Raw genomic sequence first — 23,173 nt, forward strand, 5'->3', positions numbered from 1 at the left:
CCCGGTGCCGCCGGGAGGATATGTTGTGAACCCAGTATTTGGACGCTAAAGATGAAAAAAGTCATTTTCGATGCAGACGGTTTGGTGGTGTCCCAAGCGGGCACAAAGTTCTATGTACAGTACGATGCTGGTGCACACCAGATCGCTATTCGGGAGGATGAAATATCTGAGGAAGACGCACAGCGAATCATGTCCAGCCCGGCTGAAGCGAACAAGGTTCTATTTGAACTACAGAAAAGATTAACAGAGGCTGGAGTTGATCCGTACGTGTCAAACGTCAAGCATAGTACTTAACCCGATTCGCTCTGGAGGGAAAGCGAGAGCCTGAGTCCAACTCTACAGCCCAATGATTTCGGTCACAAGCCGCTCATCCTCATCGAACACGCCCAGACGCTGGTCCTTCAAACTGGCGCGGTAGGCGAGTTCGTAGAGGGCGATGGCCTTGCGCAAAATCTCGGCTTTCGTCGCGCAGTTGGCCGTCGCCAGTTGCTCCAGTTTCGCGTTGAGCGCTGGCGACATGGTCAGGGTCAGGCGGATCGGTTCGTTGTCGGTGGCCATGGCGCAGTCCTCTTGTTCATGCGTGGATTATGCGCAAATTCTACGCCTGCGTTTGTGGCCGTCGCAACCGGTGTTCCGACGTTTCGCGGGACACCCGCGCCCGAAATCAAGTACACACATTACGCACGAAACGCGCGGGCGGTTTTTCAGCTGTAAGTGATTGATTTCAAAGCAGATTCAGTGAATACATTTTCGCTCTCGCTGCGCTCGAAAAAAAACGGCTCATAACAAAACCGTCGTGAAATCAACGAGATGCGTGAGTTCAAATGAATACCGCGCTCAGTCGGCAGGGCTTTCGTCCTGCGAGCTGCCGGGTGTGATGTTTGTGTGTTCCTGCTGGATGAGTTGCACTGCCATTTCTCTTTTTAGCAGCTAAAAAGATCCCCCAACCCCGGCGCCGCCGCGCGTGGGGTGCGGTATTTCCATCGGATGTTCAGCGCCGTCCGCGCGTCACTTTTCCTTAGTCGCCGGCTGCCCGCTGACACGGGCCAGCGCACCCGCCACCTGGCTCTTGACGATGATCGCGTCGAGCACCGCCTTGGCCACTTCCTGTTCTTCCGGCCGCAACGCCGCGATCGCCTCGAAGCGCAGTTTCAGGTCGTCGTCCGGTTCGCGCTCGCCTTCCTCGAACAGCAAAAAGTCGGTACTTGCGTGCAGGGCCAGGGCGAGCTTCTTCAACGCCTCGGCCGTAGGCTGTGCGCTACCGGCCTCGTAGCGCTTTATCTGCTGGACATGGATGCCCGAGGCGTCGGCCAGGCCCAAGCGCTGCAGGACAACGTGCTCGGCTACAACGCGCGCAGCCAGCTGACCGACATCACCTCGTCGGTCCCCGGCGCCGACTACCGCATCCACTACGACTACGACGCCTTCGGCAACCGCAAGAAGGTCACGACCGGCTTCACCAACGACATCGGCGACAAGAAGGCCATCGAGGTCAACTACGAATACGACGCCATGGACCGCATGACCAAGGTCTCCGGCAACGTCAACACGACCTACCACGCCCCGGTCTACACGTCGACGTACCTCCCGAAGGAAAAGCCGGGGATGACGTACGAGGACATCGCGCCCGACGTCATCGTCACATGGACGTCTTTCGACAACAAGCCCATCGAGGCCCACACGATCACGTACGACTGGGCCGGCAACCGCGCCATCGACAACGGCGAAACGTACGGCTACGATGCGCTGGGCCGCCTGTCGACCATCAGCACGTCCGCCGGCCAGACCGGCTACCGCTACTACGACAGCGCCAGCCGCGTGATCGAATCGCGCGACGGCGCCGACGTGCAGCTGAACGACTACGACGCGGGCGGCCGTCTCGTCGTGCAGCGCATGCAGGGCCAGTCGGACAGGGTCCAGCGCAGCCTGGTCAAGTACAACTACCACAACGAACTGGGCTACCTGGCCTCGTACACCGCCCAGGGCGCCAGCGGCGCGAAGCTGCAGACGACCACCAACACGGTCGACGTGCTGCGCGACACGCGCCTGACGAGCCTGACGAAGGTCCAGAACGACGGCGAGACGGCCTACAAGACCAGCGAGATGCAATACAACCTCGCCGGCGCCATGACCGCCGTGACCGCGCGCAACTACAAGGACGGCGTGGCCACGGTCGACAACGCCAACTCGCGCTCGATGATCGGCGACTACGCCGGCCACGTTTTGGAAAAGACCCAGAACGGCCTGCGCACCCACACGCTGATGGCCGACGACGAGATGATCGGCTACAGCAGCGCCGCCTATGAATCGTTCAGCAGCGTGCACGAAGGCCTGAGCGCGGCCTCGAACGCCGACGTCGGCGTCTACGTCGTGCAATCGGCGACCGACACGCTGACGTCGATCGCCAAGTCGGTCTGGGGCGACGAGCGCCTGTGATATCTGATCGCGGACGCGAACGGCCTGACGATGGCAAACGGCACGCTGACGGTGGGCCAGTCGCTGAAGATCCCGGCCAAGGCCGGTGCGACCTACAACGGCGCCGGCACCTTCAAGCCGTACGACGCCGGCGCGATCGTCGGCAACACGACGCCCGAAATGGCGTTGCCGGTGCCGCAGCAGTCGAGGGGTGGTTGCGGGGGGCTGGGGCAGCTCGTCATGGTGGTCGTGGCCGTGGTGGCGACGATCTACACGGCGGGGGCTGCGGCGGGCATGCTCGGTGCCAGCGGCGGTGCCTGGAGCGCCGGACTGGCGGTGATGAGCGGCACCTCGAGTCTCACCGCGATGACTGCCATCGCAGCCGGCGCAATCGGCGGCGCGGCCGGATCGATCGCTAGCCAGGCGGTTGGCATCGCCATCGGTGCGCAGGACGGCTTCAACTGGAAAGGTGTGGCGCTGTCGGCGGTGGGCGGGGGCGTCTCGGCGGGCGTCGCTTCGGCGAGCGCCGGTACGGCCCTGGGCGCGAAAGAAATCGCCGGCGCCGTGAGCCGCGCCGCCCTGTCCGACACGATCGGCCAGGGCGTCGGCATCGTGACCGGCCTGCAGAGCGGGTTCAGCTGGCGCAGCGTGGCTGCGTCGGCGGCTGGCGCCGCTGCCGGCTAACGCGCGGCGGAAGCACTGCAGGGCGCCGACTTTCCGGCCTCCGGTGGCCTCAACCTCGCACTCACCCGCATCAACAATGCCGTATAGCCCGCGAAAGACCTCCGACTTCGGACTGATCTAAAGACGCAGTGGTGACACGATTTCTATAGAGCTTCGGACGAGGTCAGCGTGGGGGCACAGCCAAATGATGATGCCCGACGACCGGCCAAGCCCATCGAACCCTCAGCCGGTTCAAATAACTCACTGCGCAAACGGCGCTGGCTATGGCGGTCAAAATCACAATCCTGCAGAGAAGCGGTTTCCTACTGGATCGAGTTACACGCGAACACAGGTCTCGAACCGCCTCGCTGGCTTTGCAAGCCGTTGACGCACCTCAACGGAAGCGGCGCATCTCGCCCTACTACACAGCAATTTTTATTCGCCGCACACCGGTCCGTTCGCAGGAGCTCCCACTGCCGAGCTTTCGTCCACGACTGGGCGTCTCCTTAGGACTCCACGGCTCCCCAGAGGCCTCAACCCACCGGGGTCTGACGCATCCTAAGTCAGATCCGCCCATATAAATAATCTCAACGGATACGAATCCCATTGCGGGATTCATATCGATGTTAAATCAGGGCGTTAGAAAGACAAAAGACCCGCAGCTCACAGAGCTAGCGGGTCTCATGAATGTTAAAGATTTCTCTCTAACAATTGTCTTGGCGGAGGCGGTGGGATTCATATTGTCGCCCGATGTCAGCAGCGGTTGTAAACTGATACAGGCAGCGATTGAAAACTGATACACCGATTTGAGAAGATGGCCGCTTTGCGGAGCGGCCTTGAAACCCAAAGAGGTGTACGTGGAAGTCAAGCTACTGAAGAAGCATGGGTTGAGCCTTCGGCAGATTGCCGCTGAAGTCGGCTGCGCAGTGAACACGGTGCGCCGGCATCTGGCTCTGGAGGCCGTGCCGAAGTACGAGCGCAAGGTCAAGCGCCAGACGAAGCTGGCGCAATTCGAGCGGTATCTGAGGGATCGGCAGCAGGCCGCCCAGCCCGATACGATTCCAGCCACGGTGCTGTACCGTGAGATCGCAGCGCGCGGCTACGAAGGCGGCATGAGCCAGCTGCGCGCCTTCATGCGCACGCTGCGCCCGACGCCGCCGGTAGATCCGGTGGTGCGTTTCGAGACGGCGATGGGCGAGCAGCTGCAGGTGGACTGGGTCGAGTTCCGCAAGGGCAGCGCGCCGCTGTATGCATTTTGCGCCACGCTCGGCTTTAGCCGGGCCAGCTATGTGGAGTTCGTCAGCAACATGAAGGTGGAAACCCTGATCGCTTGCCACGAGCGCGCTTTCGCTGCCTTCGGTGGCGTGACGCGGCGGGTCCTGTACGACAACATGAAGACGGTGGTACTGGAGCGCGACGCTTACGGCGAAGGCGAGCACCGCTTCCATGCCGGCTTCCTGGACTATGCCAGGCATAGCGGCTTTGTGATCAAGCTGTGCCAGCCGTACCGTGCCAAGACCAAGGGCAAGGTCGAACGCTTCAACGGTTATCTGCGCCGTTCGTTCTACGTGCCGCTGGTGAGCCGGCTGGCGCAGAGCGGCCAGAAGCTTGATGTCGTAACGGCCAACGTGGAAGTGGCTCACTGGTTGCAAGAAGTGGCCAATGCACGCATCCACGGCACCACCGGGGAGCCGCCAGCCGCGGCGTTGAAGCGGGAGTCGGAGCACCTGCAGCCACTGCCAGCACCGTGGCGGGCAGACATTGCGGCAGCCCGGCCGCAACCGGCAGTAACGGCGCCTGCGGCACCACGGCCGGCGGCAGTGGTGGAGCGGATCGCGCAACCTTCTCCGGTACAGCATCCGCTGCAGGTCTACGACGCGCTGCTGATGCGGGTATCGGAAGGAGTGGTGGCATGAATCTGCAGCATGAGCGGATCGCGGCGCTGTGCGAGAGCCTGAACCTGCCGTTCGTGGCGCAGGGCTACAGCGCCGCAACCCAGAAGGCAGCCAAGCAGGGAACGGCCTACAGCGACTTCCTGGAAGGCTTGCTGAGGGAGGAAGTAGCTGGACGCAATGTGCGCAAGCAAAGCACGCTGACCCGGCTGGCCGGATTCCCGGCAGTGAAGACGCTGGATGAGTTCAACTACGACTTTGCCAAGGGCGTCAAACGCAGCCAGGTCGAGGAGTTGGCCGGCCTGGGCTTCGTCGAACGGCATGAAAACGTGGTACTGGTCGGCCCCAGCGGCGTGGGCAAGACGCACTTGGCAATGGCCCTCGGTTACAAGGCCACGCAGGCCGGCATCAAGACGCGCTTCACGACGGCAGCCGACCTGTTGCTGGCGTTGACGACGGCGCACACGCAGAACAATCTGAAGGCGGTGATGCACCGCGCGATCAAGGCATATCGGCTCCTGATCATCGACGAGATCGGCTACTTGCCGATGAACCGGGAACAGGCCAATTTGTTCTTCCAGGTGATCGCGGCCATGTACGAGCGCAGCAGCCTGGTCGTGACCAGCAACCTGCCGTTCGGGCAATGGGACACGACCTTCGCGCAGGACACGACGCTGACTGCGGCCCTGCTCGACCGGTTGCTGCACCATGCGCATATCGTGCCGATTGCAGGGGAAAGCTATCGCTTGAAACACCAGCGACAGGCCGGAATGATGAGGGGGAACGACGTTGCAGAACTGGGCTGAACACGGACGGTGTTCGGCGACGGCGGTGTATCAGTTTTAAATCGCTGGCATGACGAAATCTGTATCAGTTTTCAATCGCCGTTGACACCCGAAACCCGCATGTGTACTGGCCCGAGCCAATACGCCTTACGTGCGTACCCTTTCCCGTACCCTTACCTGTGCTGGTCAAGTCAAGACGACGATGGACAATCCTGGACTCATCGACGTCTGACCAGCCGAGTGTCATTTAGCGCTGATTTGCGGTGTGCTTGCAAAGGCGTCCTCGCAACGGCATGGAAGGCCTCTTTGGTCGCCACGGATCAAAGGGCATCGATCTTGCCGATACGTAAATCCGTAAAGGCCAGGAAGATCGCATCCCCACCCATCGGAAAAACCGGTAATGGCTATCCGGAATACCGTTTTTACATATCGGCGCCCAGCTGCTATCGTCGAACCATAACAAAGGAGACACGACGGCTGACTTGCCCTTGCCGGCACGCACCCGGGCAGCACGCTGCCATCTGGCCTGACGGGCCGTTCCATCATTACCATGCTTACGTTCTGGCGGCCCCGGCCGCATGCTCCTTTGCACCCGAGGACAAGGATCCGCCGCCGTATGGGGTCCTCCCCTTTGAACCCGCATTTCCGGACTGGAGCACCTCAGATGTCGACACCCATGAAGTCATACCATACAGCGGCCCTGCTGATCACTCACGTGGCAGGCATGATCGACCTGGTCGCCCTCCCCGTCTGGGTCGGCACGCTGGTACAGCATTACGCACTGGACTTCGAACAGGCCGGGCTGACCGTGACATCTTTCCTGCTCGGCGTCGTCGCCGCCAGCCTGCTGCTTGCGCCGCTGTTCAACCGTCTGCCCCGGCGCCTGATCGCCATCGGGGGCTACGGCACCGCGGCCGCTGCATTCTTCGCTGCGGCGCACGGCGCAGGATCGGCCAACCTGATCGGATTGCACGTCATCGCCGGCGCAGGTGTCGGATGCGGGCTGTCGATGACGCATGGCGCCATCGGCCGCAGCAGCAACCCGCACCGGCTGTTTGCGATCGCCGGTTCGGCACTCGGATTGTTCGCCGTCGCCTTCTATGGTTCCGTTCCAATCCTGATCGCCGCACGCGGCGGCCAGGTACTGTTTACGGTCATCGGCGCGCTGATGTCGATCGCGGCGTTTGCATCCGTGATGTTTCCACAAAAGCTGGACGATGCAGGCCGGGTGCCCGCTGCGGCCACGTCCACACCTATCACGCCTGCCACCTGGTACGCGCTCGCGGGCCTCGTCTGCCTGACCCTGAACCAGGCCACGATCTTCAGCTTCATGGAGCGGATCGGCGTGGCCCGCGGCTTCGGCCAGGACCGCGTGAACCTCGTCCTTGCCATCGTAGGGATCGTCAATCTCTTTCCCGCAGCGCTGGCCGGACTGCTTCAGCGACGCCTGTCGCCGCTGACCGTGGCCATTGCCGCCCCCGTCGTGCACAGCGGGCTGGCGATCGCCATCACGTCGTCCACGGTCTTCCTGCCATTTGCCGCCGCAGCCAGCGTGTTCGCGTTCGTCATGATCTTTGCGCACACGTTCCTGTTCGGACTGATTGCCCGGCTGGACCCGACCGGCCGCGCCACCGCGTCGATGCCCGCCGGGCTCATGATCGGTTCCGCGCTCGGCCCGGCGCTCGCTGGCACGGTCTCCCAGCGTTCTGGGGTTCGGTGGACTTGGCGTGAGCGCGGTATGCGTGGCAGTCGTCGGCATCCTCTGCTTCGTCAGGGCCGGGCGCGCGGGGAGTTCGGCGCCGGGCGCGTCCGACGGCTCGCCGGCCGTATCGACGACCTCGGCAGGCTGATTTATCTGCAGGACAACGAACTCGGTACGACAGTCGACGTTGTCCGGTCAAGTACGAACAGCTGTACCGAGTCGATCATGTCCCGGATACCCTTCGATCTCAAGCAGCACTGGCACCGAAGATGGCAGCGCCGTCGAGATCGGCGACGCAGGTTGCGGCCGCGTCCCGCCACGCCCGCCGTCCGGTACCGAGCCGTAATGCACCCGACGGACGACAGCGTGACACCGCCTTCGAGTTTGCGGCAACGGTCTTCCTGACATCGGCGCTGCCGCCGACTTCCTTCGGCGGCGTCGCCTTGCCGGTGAAGACCAGCTTGTACCACAACCCCTTCACTTGCGACATGTCCTTGTCCGCGCCCTTCTTGTAGAACTCGGCGCTGATCGACGCGCTTTCAGGTTGGTCGACCGGGGGTGGCGCCATGGATTTGCCGAGGAAGTACTGTACGACCTCATCCTTGGTCATCGATGCCTGCGCAGCAGCCGGATTGACAACGACGACTTCCGCGATCGCCGGCAGCGCGGCGCCAAGGGTCACGGCAAGGACGAGCGAGCGAATCATGTTGTTCATCTCTGGCTCATCAGAATACGAAGTCGACGGCAATCTTGTCGACGGTGACGGGGCCATGGAACACAAACTTGCCTCGACGCCATTCACCGGTTTCATCGATAGCTGCTATCGAAAAACTCCATTTCCCGTCCCGTCGCAAACGTCCTAGGATCGGACGCAATAGACACCAGATGCAGCGGTGGCACACGGTGCCGCCGGTCACCGCTTGAATACCGGTGCGACCGACATTGGAGGAGCACGCATGCACATCTCATTCGAAGGCAGCCTGCAGTTGCAGCTGCTCGTTCTCGCCTGCGGGCTGGTTTCTTTCTGGGCCGCGCTGGCGTGCGGCAGCAATCCGCTCTGCTCGTGGCTGGAATGGATCGACGGCCATGGCGGGGCCGCGGCGCGCGGCCCCGAGGCGCTACAGGTCGAGCATCAACACCCGGCTTAGCGCGCGTGAGCCTGAACGTGCGACCGCTCAGGCCTCGCCGGCGAGCAGCGCAGTCCCACCGTGCTGGACGCGGTGGCGTTCAGGCACGTGCACATCGGGCGTCAGCCTGAACCTGGCCACCACGGCCGCCAGCCGCTGCGCCTGTTCGCGCATGGCGGCGGCCGACGCCGCGCCTTGTTGCACGAGTACCGCGTTCTGCTGCGTCACCCCGTCCATGCCGACGATGGCCCGGCCGACCTGGTCGATCCCGCCGGACTGTTCCGCGCTTGCGCGCGCGATGTCGCCCACCATGGCCGTCGCACGGCGCACGCTCGCGACGACTTCCGCTATCGTCGCCCCCGCTTCGCCGGCCAGCCTGTTCCCGTCCTCGACCTGCGCCGTCGAAGCGCCAATCAGTGCCTTGATCTCCTTCGCGGCCGACGCGGACCGATGCGCAAGGTTGCGCACCTCGCCGGCGACCACGGCGAATCCGCGCCCCTGTTCCCCTGCCCGGGCCGCCTCCACGGCGGCGTTCAGCGCCAGCAGATTGGTCTGGAAAGCAATGCCGTCGATGACGCTGATGATGTCGACGATCCGGGCCGACGCGGCCCCGATGGACGCCATCGTGGTCACGACGTCGCCGACCACCTCGCCGCCCCGTGCCGCCACCTCGGCGGCCCCCTTGACCAGCGCGTCCACCTGCCGCGCGCTGTCCGCGTTCTGCTGGACGGTCGTCGTCAGCTCCTCCATGGATACCGCGGTGGTCGACAGTGCCGATACCTGCTCGTCATTGCGCTCGGCCAGCTCGCGACTGCCGCTCGCCAAGTCCTCCGCCATCGGCAATAGCATGCCTGTCGTCTCGCGCAGGTCCGCCACCATGCTCCGGATGCCTTCCTGCATGCGCGCGAGCGCCGCGGTGATCTGGCCGATCTCGTCGCCCGACGCGGGCTCGATGCGACGCGTCAGATCGCCCGCGGCGATCGCCTGCGTCAGGTCGATCACGTGACGCAGCGGCCTCGAGATGGAGCGCAGCAGCGACACCGCGACGGCCACCGCCGTCACCAGGCTGAGCAACAGGACGGTGAGCGCGCAGCGCATCGAGAACGCCAGGTCGTCGAGAGCCTGGCGGTAGGCGTGGCCGCCATCGCGCTCCTGGGCCATGCTGATGCGCTGCGCCTGCGCGATCGCAGTTGCCATGTCCTGCTGCAGGGCCGGCATCGACACGGCGGCATCCGGCTTCGACAGCGCGCGCAGGTCGCTGGCCAGTGCGCCCCAGGTACGGTCGAAGCCGTCCCCCAGCTTGCGCGTGTCCGCAGCTTGCGGCTTGCGGCGGTAGTCCGCCCAGTTGCGCGCGAGGTCGGCCGCCAAGCCATCCAGGACCTTGGCTTCGGCCGGTGCCGTCCCGCCCGCGTTCAGGATCGCGCCCTGCATCGAGAACAGGTCGACCTTTACGCGGTCGAGCAGCGCCATCGCCATCAGGCGCTGTTCGTACAACGTCCCCAGAGACGACTTCGAGGTATTGAAACTGGCGATGGCGCCCACGCTGGACACGACCGACAGGATGGACAGGATGGCGAGGCCGCACAGGAGCCGCGTCCTGATCGACAGATTGCGCAGCATGGCGTCAGTCCGCATGACGGGCAACGGCATTGACCACCAGCCGGTCGACGTCGCCGTCGTGGCGGAACCCGATCGCTTCGGCGGCCGTCGCATCGAGGGGCGGAAAGCGCCCGAATGCCTGCTCCAGCCCGTCGTTGGGCGCGTACGAGACCAGGCCGCGGCGGTCCTCGCCGTAGCGCCGCGCCAGCGCATCGACCAGCTCGGCGATGCGCAGCCGCAGCACGGGCAGCGTCCAGTCGCGCCGCATCTCGACCTCTTTCTCGTCCAGGGCGGCGGCATGCAGCAGGTTGTCGACGCAGCAGCCCACCGACATCCACCACGCCACCGCGTCGGCCGACACGGGACACGTGAACGGTTCGCCGGCGCGCAGCTTCCAGAAGATGTCACTCATGAACGCGGACAGCAGCCCCGATGGCTCGGCCGGCCGGGCGACGATGCCGGGCAAGCGCACGATACGACCGTCGATCCAGCCGCGCCTGCTGTAGTCCTTGATTAGGATTTCATCGACCAGCTTGTGCGCGCCATAGCTCAGACCAGGACGCATCGGAGTGGTGTCGTCGACCACCGCCGGCATGGGCGAACCGTACACCGCGATCGTGCTGGCGAACGTGAAACGCGCGGGTGGCGCCGGCTGGCCACGCAGCAGTTCCAGCATTGCCAAGGTCGCGCGCACGTTCACGTCCAGGCCCAGCGCAAAGCTCTTCTCGGCCGCGCCGCCTGGCACGCTGGCCAGGTGGAAAACATGGTCGACACGGTCGGAAAACGCCGCGCGCAGCACCGTGTCGTCGGCGATGCTTCCGCTGACGACGCGAACGCGCGCGTCGTCGATACAGTCGTCCGCGCCGAGGTCGACGAGGGTCAGGCGGGAGAACGGCACCTGGTTCGCGCCGATGCGCCCCGCGCGCAGCAGGCGCTGCACCAGGCGGCGGCCGACGAAGCCGTTTGCGCCCGTGATCAGGATGTTCATGCCGTGTCTCCCTGGCGTGCCGCCACGAAGCGATGCTCGATCGCGCCGAACACCGACTGCCCGTCGCCACCCTTCACGTCGAAACGCAGCCGGTCGCCAAAGCGCAGGAACGGGGTGCGCGGCTCGCCGTGATCGATGGTTTCGATCGCGCGCCGCTCCGCGAGGCAGGCGGACCCGACCTCGCGGTAGTTCTTGTTCGACACCGTGCCGGAGCCGACGATGGTCCCGGCACCCAGGTTGCGGTTGTAGGCGAGGTGGCGAATCAGTTCGCCGAAGCCGGCATCCATCTCGCCGCCGTTGGGGTGACCGAACCAGCCGCCGTTGCGCTCGACCTGCATGTCCAGGTGCACGCGGCCGTCGCGCCAGGCGTCTCCCAGCTCGTCCGGCGTCACGGCGACCGGTGCGAACACGGTGGCCGGCTTGGCCTGGATGAAGCCGAAGCCCATAGCCAGTTCGCGGAACAGGTGGGCGCGCATGCTGACGTCGTTGAAGATCGTGACGAGCTTGACATGGTCCAGCGCGTCCGCGGCATTCACGCCCATGCGGACGTCGTCGAGGATGACGGCGAATTCGCCCTCGAAATCGCCGTTGTCGTCTTCCGACGGGAAGGCATAGTCATCGCGCGGGCCGCGAAAATCGTCGCCCTGGCGCTGGATCAGGATCGGCACACCGGGCGTCTTCTTGACGGACAGGTTGTAGGCCCGCTCCATGATGTCGCCGTGGTTCGAGAATGCGGACCCGTCGACGAACTGGTAGGCGCGCGGCAGCGGCGCCGCCGCCTGCGCCGGATCGAAAGCAAAGGCGTCAGGTAGCGTTCCGGCGTTGAGGGCGTCGTAGCGGGCGCGCAGCAGTGGTTCGACGGTGCTCCAGCGCTCGATTGCATCCTGCATCGTCGCCGCGACGGGTGCTGCGTCCACGGCGCGGCCAAGGTCGCGCGAGACGACGACGAGGCGGCCGTCACGGAAACCGTTCTTGAGAGTTGCGAGTTTCATGTGTCTCCTTCGTTATTGTCGTTCGGGTTACCAGTGGATCAGCGGCAGGCCTGCCACCGGCGCCTGGAAATACGGGATCGTCGTGCCCATCAGGCTGCCCAGGTAAACCGTGCGCAGGTCGGGGCCGCCGAACGTCAGGCTCGCCATCCACGGCGCGAGCGGTCCGCGCGCCGCCTGCATGATCTCGGGCGTCAGTGTCTTGTCGGCGAAGTGGCGGTTCAAACGGGCCGTCGCTTCCGGGTTGCCGTCGTCGAGCAGGGTCAGGACCTCGCCCTCGGGCGTCAGCGCGATCAGCTTGTCGCTCATGATCAGGGTGATCCACAGGTTGCCGTAAGCGTCGAAGGCGAAGCCGTCAGGGAACCCTTCGAGTTCGGCCGGGCCGTAGACCTCGCGCCCGTACAGCGAGCCGTCGTCGCCCACGCGCAGGCGCGAGATGCGGCGCGCGTTGCTCTCCACGACATACAGCCACTCTTCCTTGGCGTCGAACCGGATCTCGTTGGTGCCGCCGAAGCCGTCCGCCACGATGCGGATGCCCTTCTCGTCCATCAGCGCGATATAGCCGTCGAGGACGCCCGAATTGATGGAATCGGTCCACGGCACGGTACGCGTCGTGACGGTCAGCCAGGTGCGGCCCTTCGAATCGCGCATGACGAAATTGGCCTTGCCGATCGGGCGGCCGTCGATCTCCGTGTACAGCGTGCGCAGGGTGCCCTCCGCCGTGAGCAGTTCGACGCTGTCGGTGCCCCAGTTGGCGATCAGGATGTCGCCGTTTTCCATCAGCGCGAGGCCGTTCGGCAGCGAGCCCTTGGCCATCACGTAGCGGTCGGCGAAGCTGTCCTGGGCGGCCGCCCCTTCCGCCCGCACGGGCACGATCAGGCGCTGGCTACCGTCCGGTTCGATGCGCATCACGCCACCCCTGGCGTCGGCCGCCAGCAGGCTGCCGTCGCGTTGCGCCAGGATGCACTCGGGGCGCTGCAGGTCGGTGCCGATGGTGCGGATCTGGCTGCGGTCGACCTGCCAGCCCTTGAGAGGATTCATGCTCATGCTTGTGTTGTCTTTCTGAATGATGTTGCGGGTACGGTCATCTTAGGGACCAAAAAAGCCTATGAATAACCGTTTATATCGATTTAAACTAACGGAAAAAGCGATAGAAGGCCGAAGGCCGCGGAGACACCATGCGATTCAAGAAACTCGACCTCAACCTCGTCGTCGTGCTCGATGCGCTGCTGGACGAGCGCAGCGTCACCCGGGCCGGCGTGCGGTTGAACGCGAGCCAGACCACCATCAGCGACGCGCTGGGCCGGCTGCGCCAGTACTTCAACGACGACCTCCTGACCCAGGTCGGCCGCAAGATGGTGCCGACGCCGCTCGGGGAGAGCCTCATCGGACCGGCGCGCACCTTGCTGCTGCAGGCGGAAGCGATGGTCAATACGAAGCCGAGCTTCGACCCCGCAGCCGCTGTCCGTACGTTCACGCTGATGGTGAGCGACTACGTCTACACCGTGTTGGTCGCGAAAGTGGCGGCGGAACTGAGCCGGATCGCGCCCGGCATCACGCTCGAGATCATTCCCCATTCGACCGTGCCGTGGGAATCGCTCGACCGGGGCGAGGCGGACTTCCTGATCATGCCGCAGAATTACATGACCGCCGGGCACCCGAGCTCCCTGTTGTTCGAGGACGACTTCTGCTGCATCGCCTGGCGCGACAACGATCTCGTGGACGATGCCATCACGCTGGACCGCTTCATGGAGCTGGGACATGTCGTGACGCGCTTCGGCCACAACCGCACCCCGGCGATCGACGAATGGTTCCTGCGGCGCTTCGGCGAGTTGCGCCGCATCGAGATGATCACGACGGGCTTCTACGGCCTGCCCCAGGCCGTGATCGGCACCAGACGCATCGCGACGATCCAGCGCACGCTGGCCGATTACTATGCCGACCTGCTGCCCATCAAGGTGATCGAGCCCTCGTTCGAACTGCCGACCGTCTCCGAGGCGATGCAGTGGAACCGGTTCGCCGACAGCGACCCGGGCATGGCCTGGATGCGGCAGGTGCTGGCCGAGCATAGCGCCACCATCCACGCCCGGCCCGTGCCGGGCGCTTAGGAGCGCGGCAACGCCAGCAGGCCGTCGTCGATGATGGCCACGGCGCGGGTCCAGCCGGCCGAGCCACGCCGGACCTTGTGCGGGAAGCAGCTGACGTAGAAGCCGTGGGCCGGCAGCGCTTCCAGGTTGTGCAGCTTCTCCAGGTGGCAGTAGCCGATGTCGCGGCCGGCCTTGTGGCCCTCCCAGATCAGCGACTTGTCGCCCGTCTCGGCGATCTTCTTCGCCGTGTACGAGAACGGCGCGTCCCAGCTCCACGCATCCGTGCCGGTGAGGCGCACGCCCCGCTCCAGCAGATACATCGTCGCCTCGTAGCCCATGCCGCAGCCGGCCGACACGTAGTCGTTATGGCCGTAGCGGCTGCCGGCGCGCGTATTGACCATGACGATGTCCAGCGGCTGCAGGTTATGGCCGATGCGCTTCAGTTCCGCCTCCACGTCGGCCGCCGTGGCGACGTAACCGTCAGGGAAGTGACGGAAATCCAGTTTCACGCCGGGCTGAAAACACCACCCGAGCGGCACCTCGTCGATGGTGATCGAGCGCTTCTTCTCGCCCGTCTTCGCATCCATCGTGGAGTGAAAATGATAAGGCGCGTCCAGGTGCGTGCCGCTGTGGGTAGTCATCGTGACCCATTCGGCGGCGGCGGCCTCGCCATCCGGATAGTCTTCCGGTGTCGTACCCGGAATCATCATCATGAATTCCGGGAGCGTTTCCTTGTGTCGTTGATAAGTGATCTTCGGCGCCAGTGGCGGGGGGTCCGAGAGGACTTCGTTTTCGAGATAGATCGACAGGTCGACGAAACGACGGGTCATGGTGTCTCCTGGTGGATATCAGTCGGTGATGAGGGTGCCGCCGTCGACGACGAGCGTCTGCCCCGTGATGAATGCGCCGGCGCGGCTCGCGAGCATGACGGCGACGCCCGCCACCTCGTGCGGCTCGCCCACGCGGCGCAGCGGCGTGAGCGCGAGGCGTCGCTCCATGAATGCGTCGGACGCGAGCAGCCCCTGCGCCAGCGGCGTACGGATCAGGCCCGGCGCGATGGCGTTGATCCTCACGCCGTGCGGTCCCCACTCGACGGCGAGGTTGCGCGCCAGTTGCGCCAGCGCCGCCTTGCTCATGCCATACAGGCCGATGGCCCTGTTGCCGCGCAGGGCCGCGATGCTGGCCATGAGCACGACGCTGCCCGCGCCCCGCGCCGCCATCGCCGGCACGACGAGGTTCGCGAGCCGCGCCGCACCGCGCAGGTTGACGCCGAATACGTGGTCCCAGTCGGCGTCGGTCGTGTCGGCAAGCGGCCCGGCCGGGCCCTGCACGCCGGCGTTGCAGACGAGCGTATCGATACGCCCGCGCCAGCCGGTCGCGGTCTCCGCCAGGCGGACGAGCGCCGCGGGGTCGGCGACGTCGCACGGAACGGCCAGCGCGTCGACGCCGTCCGCGCGCAGCGCCTCGGCCGCCGCCGCACAGCCGGCGGCGTCGCGGTCGGCCAGCACGACGGCCGCGCCGTGTGCCCCCAACGCCGCGGCGATGGCGCGGCCCAGGCCCTGCGCTGCGCCGGTGACGAGGGCGACCTGCCCGTCCAGGTCGAATAAGCCCTGCTCCAGATCCAGTGCGCGCGGCATCGCGGCCTCAGATCGGTTGCGCGAGCGCCATCAGCGACTCGCGCATGATGCGGCTGTGCTCGTCCTTGTCGCCGCCGGCGATCTCGATCTCGCCGAGGCGCCCCGAGTTCTCGACCACCATGCGGCAGCGTTCCCAGCGCCGTTCCTGGAACGCGTTCAAGGCCTGCACGAGATCGGTCGTTTTTTCCAGCTCGTCGGCGAGCACCAGCGCATCCTCGATGCCGATGCAGGCGCCGGAGGCCAGGTGCGGCGTGGTCGCGTGGACGGTGTCGCCGATCAGCACGACGCGGCCCTTGTTCCACGGGCGCGGCAGCAGCAGGCCTTCGAGCGGCCGGTAGATGATCTGCGACGTCTCGTCCAGCCTGGCGCGCACGTCCTGCAGCACGGGCACGTCGAACGGGGCCAGCAGGTCGCTGAGCATGGTCACGAACCGTGCCGGGTCGATGTGCACGTTCTCGACCCGGTCCTCGGTGACGTACAGGTAGATCTCGCTGTCCGACACGGGGCTTACGCCCGCCTTGATCTTCGGCCCCAGCCACATGGCGGCGCGGTTGACTTCCGGCGCGCGCGGCAGCACCGCGCGCCACACGCCCTGGCCGCTGTAGCGCGGCGCCGGCGCGTCCGGGAACAGCGCCGCACGCGTCTTCGAATACAGGCCGTCGGCCCCGATCACGAGGTCGTAGCGGCCGCTGGAGCCGTCGGTGAAGCCGACGTCGACGCCGGCGTCGTCCTGCGCGATGGTGGTGAACGAGCAGCCCAGGCGCACGTTGGCGCCGGACGCGCGCGTGGCCTCGGCGAGGATCGCTGCGAGCACCGGACGCATGATCGAGCCGCCGCCCGGCACGTCCGCGCCGGCGACGCGCGGCGTGGGCAGGGTGGCCACGTGCACGCCGTCCTGCCGTCCGATCTCGACGCCGTCGAACGCGGCGCCGCGGCGCAGGAATTCGTCCAGGATGCCAAGCGTGCGGAAGGCGCGCAGCGTGGCGCCGCCGAGGCTGATGCCGGCGCCGTAGGAACGCCAGCCCGGATCGATTTCGACGATGTCGACCTCGGCGCCGCGCTTGCGCAGTTCGATGGCGGCGGACATGCCGGAAAAACCGCCGCCGATGATGAGTACCTTGTTTGCTGCCGTCATGATGTCCCTCTTATGTCTCTTCCAGTACTGCATAGATGTCGTCCGGCGCGGCGAGCGCGAGCGGCACCGGGGTCAGGGCCTGTCCAAGGCACGGCCCCAGCGTGCAGATGCCCGTGTCGATCGCGAACTGCGCGCCGTGTGCGCTGCATACGATGCGCGTGGCGGCGCCGTCGAGGTAGGCATCCTTGCGCCAGGCCATCGGTGTGTCGCCGTAGTGCGGGCAGGCGTCGCGATACGCGTGCAGGCGGCCGTCCTTGCGCACGACGAAGATCGTGTCGTCGCCCTCGCCGCGCGGGTCGAACCCGCGCGCGCATCCCTCCGCCAGGTCGCTGCCCTTGCACAGGTAGTGATGCGCCATCGCTCAGTGGCGCTCGCCCGCGCCTGCTGCACCCGGCGGCGGCCCGCCCGGCGCCCACTTATCGCGCTGCTGGAACAGGAACAGCTGCGATGCATCGGCGCTCATCGGCACGGCGCGCGCGGTCCATGTGGCGTCGTGCAGGTCCATGTCCGCGTCGTACTCGACGTGGCAGCCGAGCGGGCTGTTGAAGTACCAGAACCAGTTCGATCCCATCTTGTGGCGGCCCGGGCCCCAGAACGACTGGTAGCCCTTGTTCACGAAGCGCGTACCGGCCTGCATGAGTTCCGTCGGGCCGCCCATGTGGAACGTGAAGTGCTCGCAGCCCTGCATGAACGGTGGCGTCTGGATCAGGAACAGCGTGTGGTGGTCGATCGTCCCGCCGGGCTGCAGGAACGGGCCGGCGCCGAGCAGGCGGTCGGTGCAGCGAAACCCCAGGCGCTGCACGTAGAACGCCTCGGCCTTCACCGCGTCGGGTACGAAATACACGACGTGCGACAACGTGCGCGGCAGCGCCTTCGCGTCTTCGTCCACGGCGACGTGGTTGACCGGGCGGTTGTGCGCCTCGGGCGCGTTCACCGCTTCGGCCGGCAGGTCGAGGGGACGGCGCACCGTCACCTGGAAGCCCAGCACGAAGCCCAGGTCGTCCATCGTTTCGAGGCTGCCATCGTCCAGGCGCTTGACATCACGATCGGAGGCGAGTTCGATGGCGATCTTGTCCAGCGACGCACGGTCGGCGACGCCGTATATCGTCTTGCGCAGCATGCTTGCTGTGCCCAGCGGCGGCGGTAATGCCGGGTCGTCCTTGTGCGCAAGGATGATTGAGGTGCCGTCCAGCGCCTCAAAGCGACCACCGCCCACATGAGTGAGGCCGTAGTCGGTGAGGTATTGGGAACAGGCGGCGACGTCGTCGACGCCGAAGACCAGTGCGTCGGGTCCGATGATGTTCATGGGGTTCTCTCTATCGTGTCGTGGTTCAGACGGCGGTACGGCCGCCCAGGGTTTCGGCCACCCAGTCGGCGATGTACGCGCCGGCATTGGCCGAGTTGTCGAAGCTGGAGTGCTGCACGCCGCCTTCGCGCTCGGTGAACACCTTCAGCTCGCGCTTCGGGCTGTTCACCAGCTGGTCGTACGTGCGGAGGGCCCACTGCAGCGGGATCTGCGAGTCCTTCTCGCCATGCGTGACGAGGAACGGCACTTTGATGCGGTCCAGGATGCCGTCCAGGTGGACGTTCTCGGCGATGCGCATGAAGTCGTCCTGGTCCTTCGCGCCCCACACCCAGCGCACGTGCTCCCAGTAGTGCGGCACCGGGAAGCTGCCCTCTTTCGCGAGGCGCTTGTTCTGCACGTCGCGCCAGTCGTGGTTCGCGCCCCAGACGACGCCCATGGCAAAGCGCGGCTCGAACGCCACCGCGCGCGGGCAGTAATAGCCACCCAGCGACACGCCTTCCAGGCCAATGCGTTTCGAATCGACGTCGGGGCGGGTCTCGAGCCAGTCGACCACCTTGCTGGCCCAGCGCTCGCTGTCGTAGACGGCATGCATGCCGTGCAGGCGCAGCGCTTCTCCGGTGCCCGGCTGGTCGATCACGAGCGACGACACGCCGCGCTTGGCGAGCCATTGCGGCAGGCCCACGCGGTATTTCATCTCCTTCGTGGAATCGAGGCCGTTGACCTGCACGAGGATGGGCGCCGGACCGTCCACGTTCTCGGCGCTCACGTACAGGCCCGCGATGTGCGCGTCGCCGTACGGGATCTCGACACGGACGCAGTTCTCGCCGCTGAGTTTCAGGCCGCGCGCGAAGACGTCGAGAAACCGTTTATACAGTTCCACGCGGCCGGGCGCGCCGTGCGCCTGCAGGCGCTCCGCCGTCAGGTAATAGGTGGCGGCGCGGTTGTACTTGTCGCCGGCCGAGATCAGGCGGCCGCGGGCCTCGTCTTCCTCCGCCAGGCCGCACAGCTTGTCGGCCATGCGCGCCCAGGTCTCGCGGAACGCCTTCGTGCCGGCGGCGTCGGGCTGCTTCGCCGCGTCCTGCAGTGGCGCACACATCTCCTCGATCTCGCCGATCTTCGCGCCCATCTCGATCGCCAGGTCGACCGAGAGGTTCCAGACGTAGTTGGTTGGGAAATACTTGAACATGTTTCGCTTTCTATCGTTGTTGGGTGGTTGGCATGGTGTTGGGAACGTCCGCCGCCACGCGGGATACCGGCGCCGAACGCAGGAGGAAATGGCCCAGCGCGGGCAGCAGCACGAGTGCGCCGAGCATGTTCAGCAAGAACATGAAGGCAAGCAGGATGCCCATATCGGCCTGAAACTTGATGGGCGAGAAGGCCCACGTTGCCACGCCGACGGCCAGGGTCACGCCCGTCAGCATCACGACCTTGCCCGTGAAGAGCAGCGCGCGGTAATACGCTTCGGACAGGCTCATGCCCTCCTTCATGCGCGCCTGCGTGACGCTCAGGATGTACAGCGCGTAGTCGATGCCGATGCCCACGCCCAATGCGATCACGGGCAGCGTCGCAACCTTGACGCCGATACCCAGGACCACCATCAGCGCTTCCGCGAGCACGGACGTCAGCATCAGCGGCATCACGGCCACGACGACGGCGCGCCAGGAGCGGAACGTAATAAAGCACAGGACGATCACGGCGCCGTACACGAGGAACAGCATCTCGTACCAGGAACGCTTCACGACGATGTTGGTCGCGGCCTCGATGCCGGCGCTGCCCGCCGCCTGCAGGAACTTGACGTCGGCGGTGTCGTTGGCGGCGGCGAACGCATCGACGTGCGCGACCACGCGCGACAGCGTGTCGGCGCGGTGATCCTTCAGGTAGACGTAGACCGTCAGCAGGTTGCAGGCATCGTTGTACAGGCCGCGCGGCGCGCCGGCGGTGATCGAATTCAGCATCTCCTGGTTGCGGGACATCTCGTACCATTTCGGATTGGCTTCGTTCAGGCCGCTGAGCATGCGGCGGTTCAGCAGCGCCAGCGTGTTCACCGATTCCACGCCCTCGACCTGGCGCAGCTGCCAGTCCAGCGCATCCACCCGTTTGAGCACGTCGTAGCCGGCGCAGCCGCCGTCCGGTGTTTTCACCAGCACGGCATACACGTCGCTGCTGGCGCCGTAGTGCGCGCTGATGTACGCCACGTCGCGGTTGTAGCGCGAGTCGGGACGCAGCTCCGGCGCGCCCGGATCGAGGTCGCCGATTTTCAGGTAATGGCTTGTGACGCCCGCGCCCACGGCCAGCACGCAGGCAGCGACCACGGCGACGCCCGCCCATGGCTTGCGCGTGAACAGGTCGAGGAAGCGCCACAGGCCTTCCTTGCCGCCGCCGGCCCGCTCCGTCTCTTCGGCGCGCAGGCTGCGCTGGGCCGCCGCGGCGCTCACGCCGGTGTACGACAGCAGGATCGGCAGCAGGATCAGGTTCGTGAAGATCAGCGCGGCGACGCCGATGCTGGCCGCGATGGCCAGTTCGCGGATCGCCTGGATGTCGATCACGAGCAGCACGGCGAAGCCGACGGCGTCCGCCAGCAGCGCCGTCAGCCCGGCCAGGAACAGGCGGCGGAACGTGAAGCGTGCCGCGACGAGCTTGTGGGCGCCGCGACCGATGTCCTGCATGATGCCATTCATCTTCTGCGCGCCGTGGCTCATGCCGATCGCGAAGATCAGGAACGGCACCAGCATCGAGTACGGGTCGAGCGCATAGCCCAGCGTCGGCAACAGGCCGAGCTGCCACACGACGGCGACGAGCGAACTCGCGACGACCAGCAGCGTCGAGCGCGCGCAGCGCGTGTACCAGAACACCATCGCGGCGGCGATGGCGATCGCTACGCCGAAGAACAGCAACACCTGGCGCAGGCCGTCGATCAGGTCGCCCGCGATCTTGGCGAACCCCGTCACGTGGATGCGCACGCCCTGCGCCTCGTATTTGGCGCGGATCGTCTCCAGTGCACCGGACAGGGCCTGGTAGTCGAGCGGCTTGCCCTGCGCGTCGACGGCCAGCAGCGGTACGTAGATGACGCTGGAGCCGGCGTCGCGCGCGACGATCTGGCCGATTTCTCCCGAGCGCGCGACGTTGGCCGCCATCTTGCGCAGGCTGTCCGGCGAGCCGTCGTAGCCTTCGGGGATCACGGGACCGCCGTCCATGCCTTCCTCCGTGACACCGACCCAGCGGGTGTTGGGCGTCCACAGCGATTTCATGAACGGACGGTCGACGCCGGGCAGCAGGAAGACCTCGTCGCTGATCCTGGCCAGCAGATCCAGGTAGCGCCGGTCGTATATCGTGCCATTCGGATTCTCGACGGCGATGCGTACGGCGTTGCCCAGGCCGCTCAACTCCTTCTGGTACTTCAGGTAGTTGGCGATGTACGGATGGCCGGCGGGGATCGCTTTCTCGAAGCTGGCGTTCAGGCGCAGTTTGCCGGCCTGCCAGCCGAGCAGCACGGTGACGACGGCACACAGCACCACGACGACGATGCGGTGGTTGAACAGCAGGCGTTCGAGGAACGAACCGGAGCGCGGATCGAACTGCGCCAGGTCGGCGGCGACTTGTTGGGGAGCGTGGGTCGGGTTCATCGTGAGGCCATGGACGTGGTGGTTGCGGCGTGCGCGGGCAGACGGACGACGCCGGCCACGCCGACTGTCACGATGGTGCCGTCGGGCAGTGCGATCAGGTCGTTGGGCTGGGGCAGCGCCTGCGTGTTCAGCGGTGCGATTGCGGTGGCGCCGGCGGCGCCGGCCAGCAGCATGCCGGCCTGGTTCGCCATCAGCAGGCGGCCGTCGCGTAGATGGGCTGCCGTCACGGAGACGGACGCGGGCACCGCCAGCGCGGTCCAGGTTGCGCCGCGGTCGTGCGATGAGAACGCGTTGCCCCCAAGGCCCGCAACGACCGCATCCGCGCCGCCCAGCGTCAGCGCAAAGAAGCTGCCCTTGTACGGCAGTGCGATGCGCGCAAAGGTGGCGCCGCCGTCCGTGGAGCGCAGCAGCACGCCCTGTTCGCCGACGATCAGCACGTCGCTGCCGGATGCCTCGACGGCGTACAGGTGGCTGGCCTTCGGGTTGTCCAGGCGGTTGCCGAATGGCGCCCAGGTCTCGCCGCCGTCGCGCGTGCGGAACGCCAGGTTGTAGGCGCCGACGATGAAGCCGTTGTTCTCGTCGGTGAAATGCAGGCCGAGGAAGGGCTTGTCCGGTCCGTCCGCGACGAGGCGCTGCGCGTCTGCCAGATAGGCTGCACCGCCCTGCGCCGCCTGGGCGTCGCGCAGTACCAACTGGGCCGCCTGTACGCCGTCGAGCTGGCGCGTCCAGGTCGCGCCGCCGTCGCCGCTGTGCAGCACGACGCCGTAATGGCCCACGGCCCAGCCCTGCGTCGGCGTGGGGAACTGGACCGCGGCCAGCGTCACGCTGACGGGGACGCTGGCCTGGCGCCAGGTGGCGCCGTCGTCGTCGGACAGCACGATGACGCCGCGTTCGCCCACGGCGATGAGGCGCTTGCCGGCGCGGGCGATGCCGGTGAGGTAGGCCCTGGCCGGCTGCGCCACCATCAGCGCGGGGCGCGCCATCGGATCGGCAACGGGGGCTGCGGCGACCGGCACGGTTGCGGCGCCGATCCAGGCCGCCGCGAGGGTCAATGTCAATCTGTTCAGGTACATGAAACGCTCCACGATGCTAATCAAGGACCGGTATCGCGGGCAGGCATGCGGCGGCCCGTCCGGCACGCCGTGGCGGCCGCCGGATGAACGATACTGGTCCTGGGGGCCAGCCCGCGCGTGCGGGCCGGCGCTGCGGTATTGCGAGGGATCAG

At 66.0% G+C, this 23,173-nt stretch carries 22 protein-coding genes and 1 pseudogene; 8 read left to right on the top strand and 15 right to left on the bottom strand.

Annotated elements, in window-relative coordinates; all coding sequences use genetic code 11:
- The first annotated feature begins 51 nt into the window (after positions 1-51).
- Positions 52-294, top strand: coding sequence for a hypothetical protein (locus ACL58G_RS24915; RefSeq protein WP_440963540.1), 243 nt, complete (start codon positions 52-54; stop codon positions 292-294).
- Positions 295-336: 42 nt separating this feature from the next.
- On the opposite strand, the gene ACL58G_RS24920 is transcribed toward ACL58G_RS24915, so the two are convergent.
- Both ACL58G_RS24920 and ACL58G_RS24925 read right to left on the bottom strand, forming a co-directional pair.
- Positions 337-558: a hypothetical protein gene (locus ACL58G_RS24920; RefSeq protein ID WP_440963541.1), complete on the bottom strand. Its 222-nt coding sequence runs from the start codon at positions 556-558 to the stop codon at positions 337-339.
- Between the two features lie 450 nt (positions 559-1,008).
- Positions 1,009-1,410 (bottom strand): helix-turn-helix domain-containing protein, encoded by a 402-nt coding sequence (locus ACL58G_RS24925; protein WP_440963537.1) that lies wholly within the window; start codon positions 1,408-1,410, stop codon positions 1,009-1,011.
- Here ACL58G_RS24925 and ACL58G_RS24930 point away from each other — a divergent pair.
- From ACL58G_RS24930 to ACL58G_RS24950, 5 genes and pseudogenes are all read left to right on the top strand, one after another.
- Positions 1,291-2,436, top strand: a complete 1,146-nt coding sequence (locus ACL58G_RS24930; protein ID WP_440968197.1) for a hypothetical protein — start codon at positions 1,291-1,293, stop codon at positions 2,434-2,436. The genes ACL58G_RS24925 and ACL58G_RS24930 overlap by 120 nt on opposite strands.
- 30 nt (positions 2,437-2,466) lie before the next feature.
- On the top strand, positions 2,467-3,099 hold the full coding sequence (locus tag ACL58G_RS24935) for a hypothetical protein (protein WP_440963542.1): 633 nt from the start codon (positions 2,467-2,469) through the stop codon (positions 3,097-3,099).
- 815 nt (positions 3,100-3,914) lie between these two features.
- Positions 3,915-4,994 (top strand): IS21 family transposase, encoded by a 1,080-nt coding sequence (gene istA, locus ACL58G_RS24940; RefSeq protein ID WP_440962794.1) that lies wholly within the window; start codon positions 3,915-3,917, stop codon positions 4,992-4,994.
- Positions 4,991-5,776, top strand: coding sequence for an IS21-like element helper ATPase IstB (gene istB / locus ACL58G_RS24945; RefSeq protein WP_413382469.1), 786 nt, complete (start codon positions 4,991-4,993; stop codon positions 5,774-5,776). The genes istA and istB overlap by 4 nt, the downstream gene beginning before the upstream one ends.
- A gap of 703 nt (positions 5,777-6,479) precedes the next feature.
- Positions 6,480-7,295, top strand: a pseudogene (locus tag ACL58G_RS24950) (MFS transporter); the annotation flags it as partial.
- A gap of 409 nt (positions 7,296-7,704) precedes the next feature.
- On the opposite strand, the gene ACL58G_RS24955 reads toward ACL58G_RS24950, so the two are convergent.
- Positions 7,705-8,172: a hypothetical protein gene (locus ACL58G_RS24955; protein ID WP_440963543.1), complete on the bottom strand. Its 468-nt coding sequence runs from the start codon at positions 8,170-8,172 to the stop codon at positions 7,705-7,707.
- Between the two features lie 241 nt (positions 8,173-8,413).
- Here ACL58G_RS24955 and ACL58G_RS24960 point away from each other — a divergent pair, with 241 nt between their 5' ends.
- The gene (locus ACL58G_RS24960; protein WP_440963544.1) at positions 8,414-8,605 is read left to right on the top strand and encodes a hypothetical protein; all 192 of its coding nucleotides are present in this window, start codon (positions 8,414-8,416) and stop codon (positions 8,603-8,605) included.
- A 27-nt stretch (positions 8,606-8,632) separates the two neighbouring features.
- Here the strand turns inward: ACL58G_RS24960 and ACL58G_RS24965 are convergent, their stop codons facing one another.
- Genes ACL58G_RS24965 through ACL58G_RS24980 form a run of 4 tightly spaced genes read right to left on the bottom strand, consistent with a single transcriptional unit; the run spans position 8,633 to position 13,207 of the window.
- Positions 8,633-10,219, bottom strand: coding sequence for a methyl-accepting chemotaxis protein (locus ACL58G_RS24965; protein WP_440963545.1), 1,587 nt, complete (start codon positions 10,217-10,219; stop codon positions 8,633-8,635).
- On the bottom strand, positions 10,209-11,171 hold the full coding sequence (locus ACL58G_RS24970) for an NAD-dependent epimerase/dehydratase family protein (protein WP_440963546.1): 963 nt from the start codon (positions 11,169-11,171) through the stop codon (positions 10,209-10,211). Before ACL58G_RS24970 ends, ACL58G_RS24965 begins: the two co-directional genes overlap by 11 nt.
- Positions 11,168-12,163, bottom strand: a complete 996-nt coding sequence (locus ACL58G_RS24975; RefSeq protein WP_440963547.1) for a fumarylacetoacetate hydrolase family protein — start codon at positions 12,161-12,163, stop codon at positions 11,168-11,170. Before ACL58G_RS24975 ends, ACL58G_RS24970 begins: the two co-directional genes overlap by 4 nt.
- Before the next feature lie 27 nt (positions 12,164-12,190).
- Positions 12,191-13,207, bottom strand: coding sequence for an SMP-30/gluconolactonase/LRE family protein (locus tag ACL58G_RS24980; RefSeq protein ID WP_440963548.1), 1,017 nt, complete (start codon positions 13,205-13,207; stop codon positions 12,191-12,193).
- Positions 13,208-13,338: 131 nt separating this feature from the next.
- Between ACL58G_RS24980 and ACL58G_RS24985 the strand changes: the two genes are divergently transcribed.
- Positions 13,339-14,268 (top strand): LysR family transcriptional regulator, encoded by a 930-nt coding sequence (locus tag ACL58G_RS24985; RefSeq protein WP_440963549.1) that lies wholly within the window; start codon positions 13,339-13,341, stop codon positions 14,266-14,268.
- Here the strand turns inward: ACL58G_RS24985 and ACL58G_RS24990 are convergent.
- The 8 genes from ACL58G_RS24990 to ACL58G_RS25025 are packed head-to-tail and all read right to left on the bottom strand — an operon-like array spanning position 14,265 to position 23,021.
- Positions 14,265-15,077, bottom strand: a complete 813-nt coding sequence (locus ACL58G_RS24990) for a cyclase family protein (RefSeq protein WP_440963550.1) — start codon at positions 15,075-15,077, stop codon at positions 14,265-14,267. The two genes, ACL58G_RS24985 and ACL58G_RS24990, sit on opposite strands and share 4 nt — an antisense overlap.
- An 18-nt stretch (positions 15,078-15,095) precedes the next feature.
- The gene (locus tag ACL58G_RS24995) at positions 15,096-15,884 is read right to left on the bottom strand and encodes an SDR family NAD(P)-dependent oxidoreductase (RefSeq protein ID WP_440963551.1); all 789 of its coding nucleotides are present in this window, start codon (positions 15,882-15,884) and stop codon (positions 15,096-15,098) included.
- Positions 15,885-15,891: 7 nt separating this feature from the next.
- Positions 15,892-17,022, bottom strand: a complete 1,131-nt coding sequence (locus ACL58G_RS25000) for an FAD-dependent oxidoreductase (protein WP_440968108.1) — start codon at positions 17,020-17,022, stop codon at positions 15,892-15,894.
- Positions 17,023-17,029: 7 nt separating this feature from the next.
- A complete protein-coding gene (locus ACL58G_RS25005) occupies positions 17,030-17,377 on the bottom strand; it encodes a Rieske (2Fe-2S) protein (protein WP_440963552.1) in 348 nt (115 codons plus the stop codon).
- Positions 17,378-17,380: 3 nt separating this feature from the next.
- A complete protein-coding gene (locus tag ACL58G_RS25010; RefSeq protein ID WP_440963553.1) occupies positions 17,381-18,325 on the bottom strand; it encodes a VOC family protein in 945 nt (314 codons plus the stop codon).
- Between the two features lie 25 nt (positions 18,326-18,350).
- Entirely contained in the window at positions 18,351-19,511 is a 1,161-nt protein-coding gene (locus ACL58G_RS25015) for an alpha/beta hydrolase family protein (protein WP_440963554.1), read from the bottom strand.
- 10 nt (positions 19,512-19,521) lie between these two features.
- The gene (locus ACL58G_RS25020; RefSeq protein WP_440963555.1) at positions 19,522-21,948 is read right to left on the bottom strand and encodes an efflux RND transporter permease subunit; all 2,427 of its coding nucleotides are present in this window, start codon (positions 21,946-21,948) and stop codon (positions 19,522-19,524) included.
- Complete coding sequence (locus ACL58G_RS25025) at positions 21,945-23,021, bottom strand: WD40/YVTN/BNR-like repeat-containing protein (protein WP_413387833.1); 1,077 nt, start codon at positions 23,019-23,021, stop codon at positions 21,945-21,947. Before ACL58G_RS25025 ends, ACL58G_RS25020 begins: the two co-directional genes overlap by 4 nt.
- Between the last annotated feature and the right edge of the window lie 152 nt (positions 23,022-23,173).

Source organism: Massilia sp. GER05, from assembly GCF_052056005.1.
Classification (GTDB): Bacteria; Pseudomonadota; Gammaproteobacteria; order Burkholderiales; family Burkholderiaceae_D; genus Telluria; species Telluria orientalis.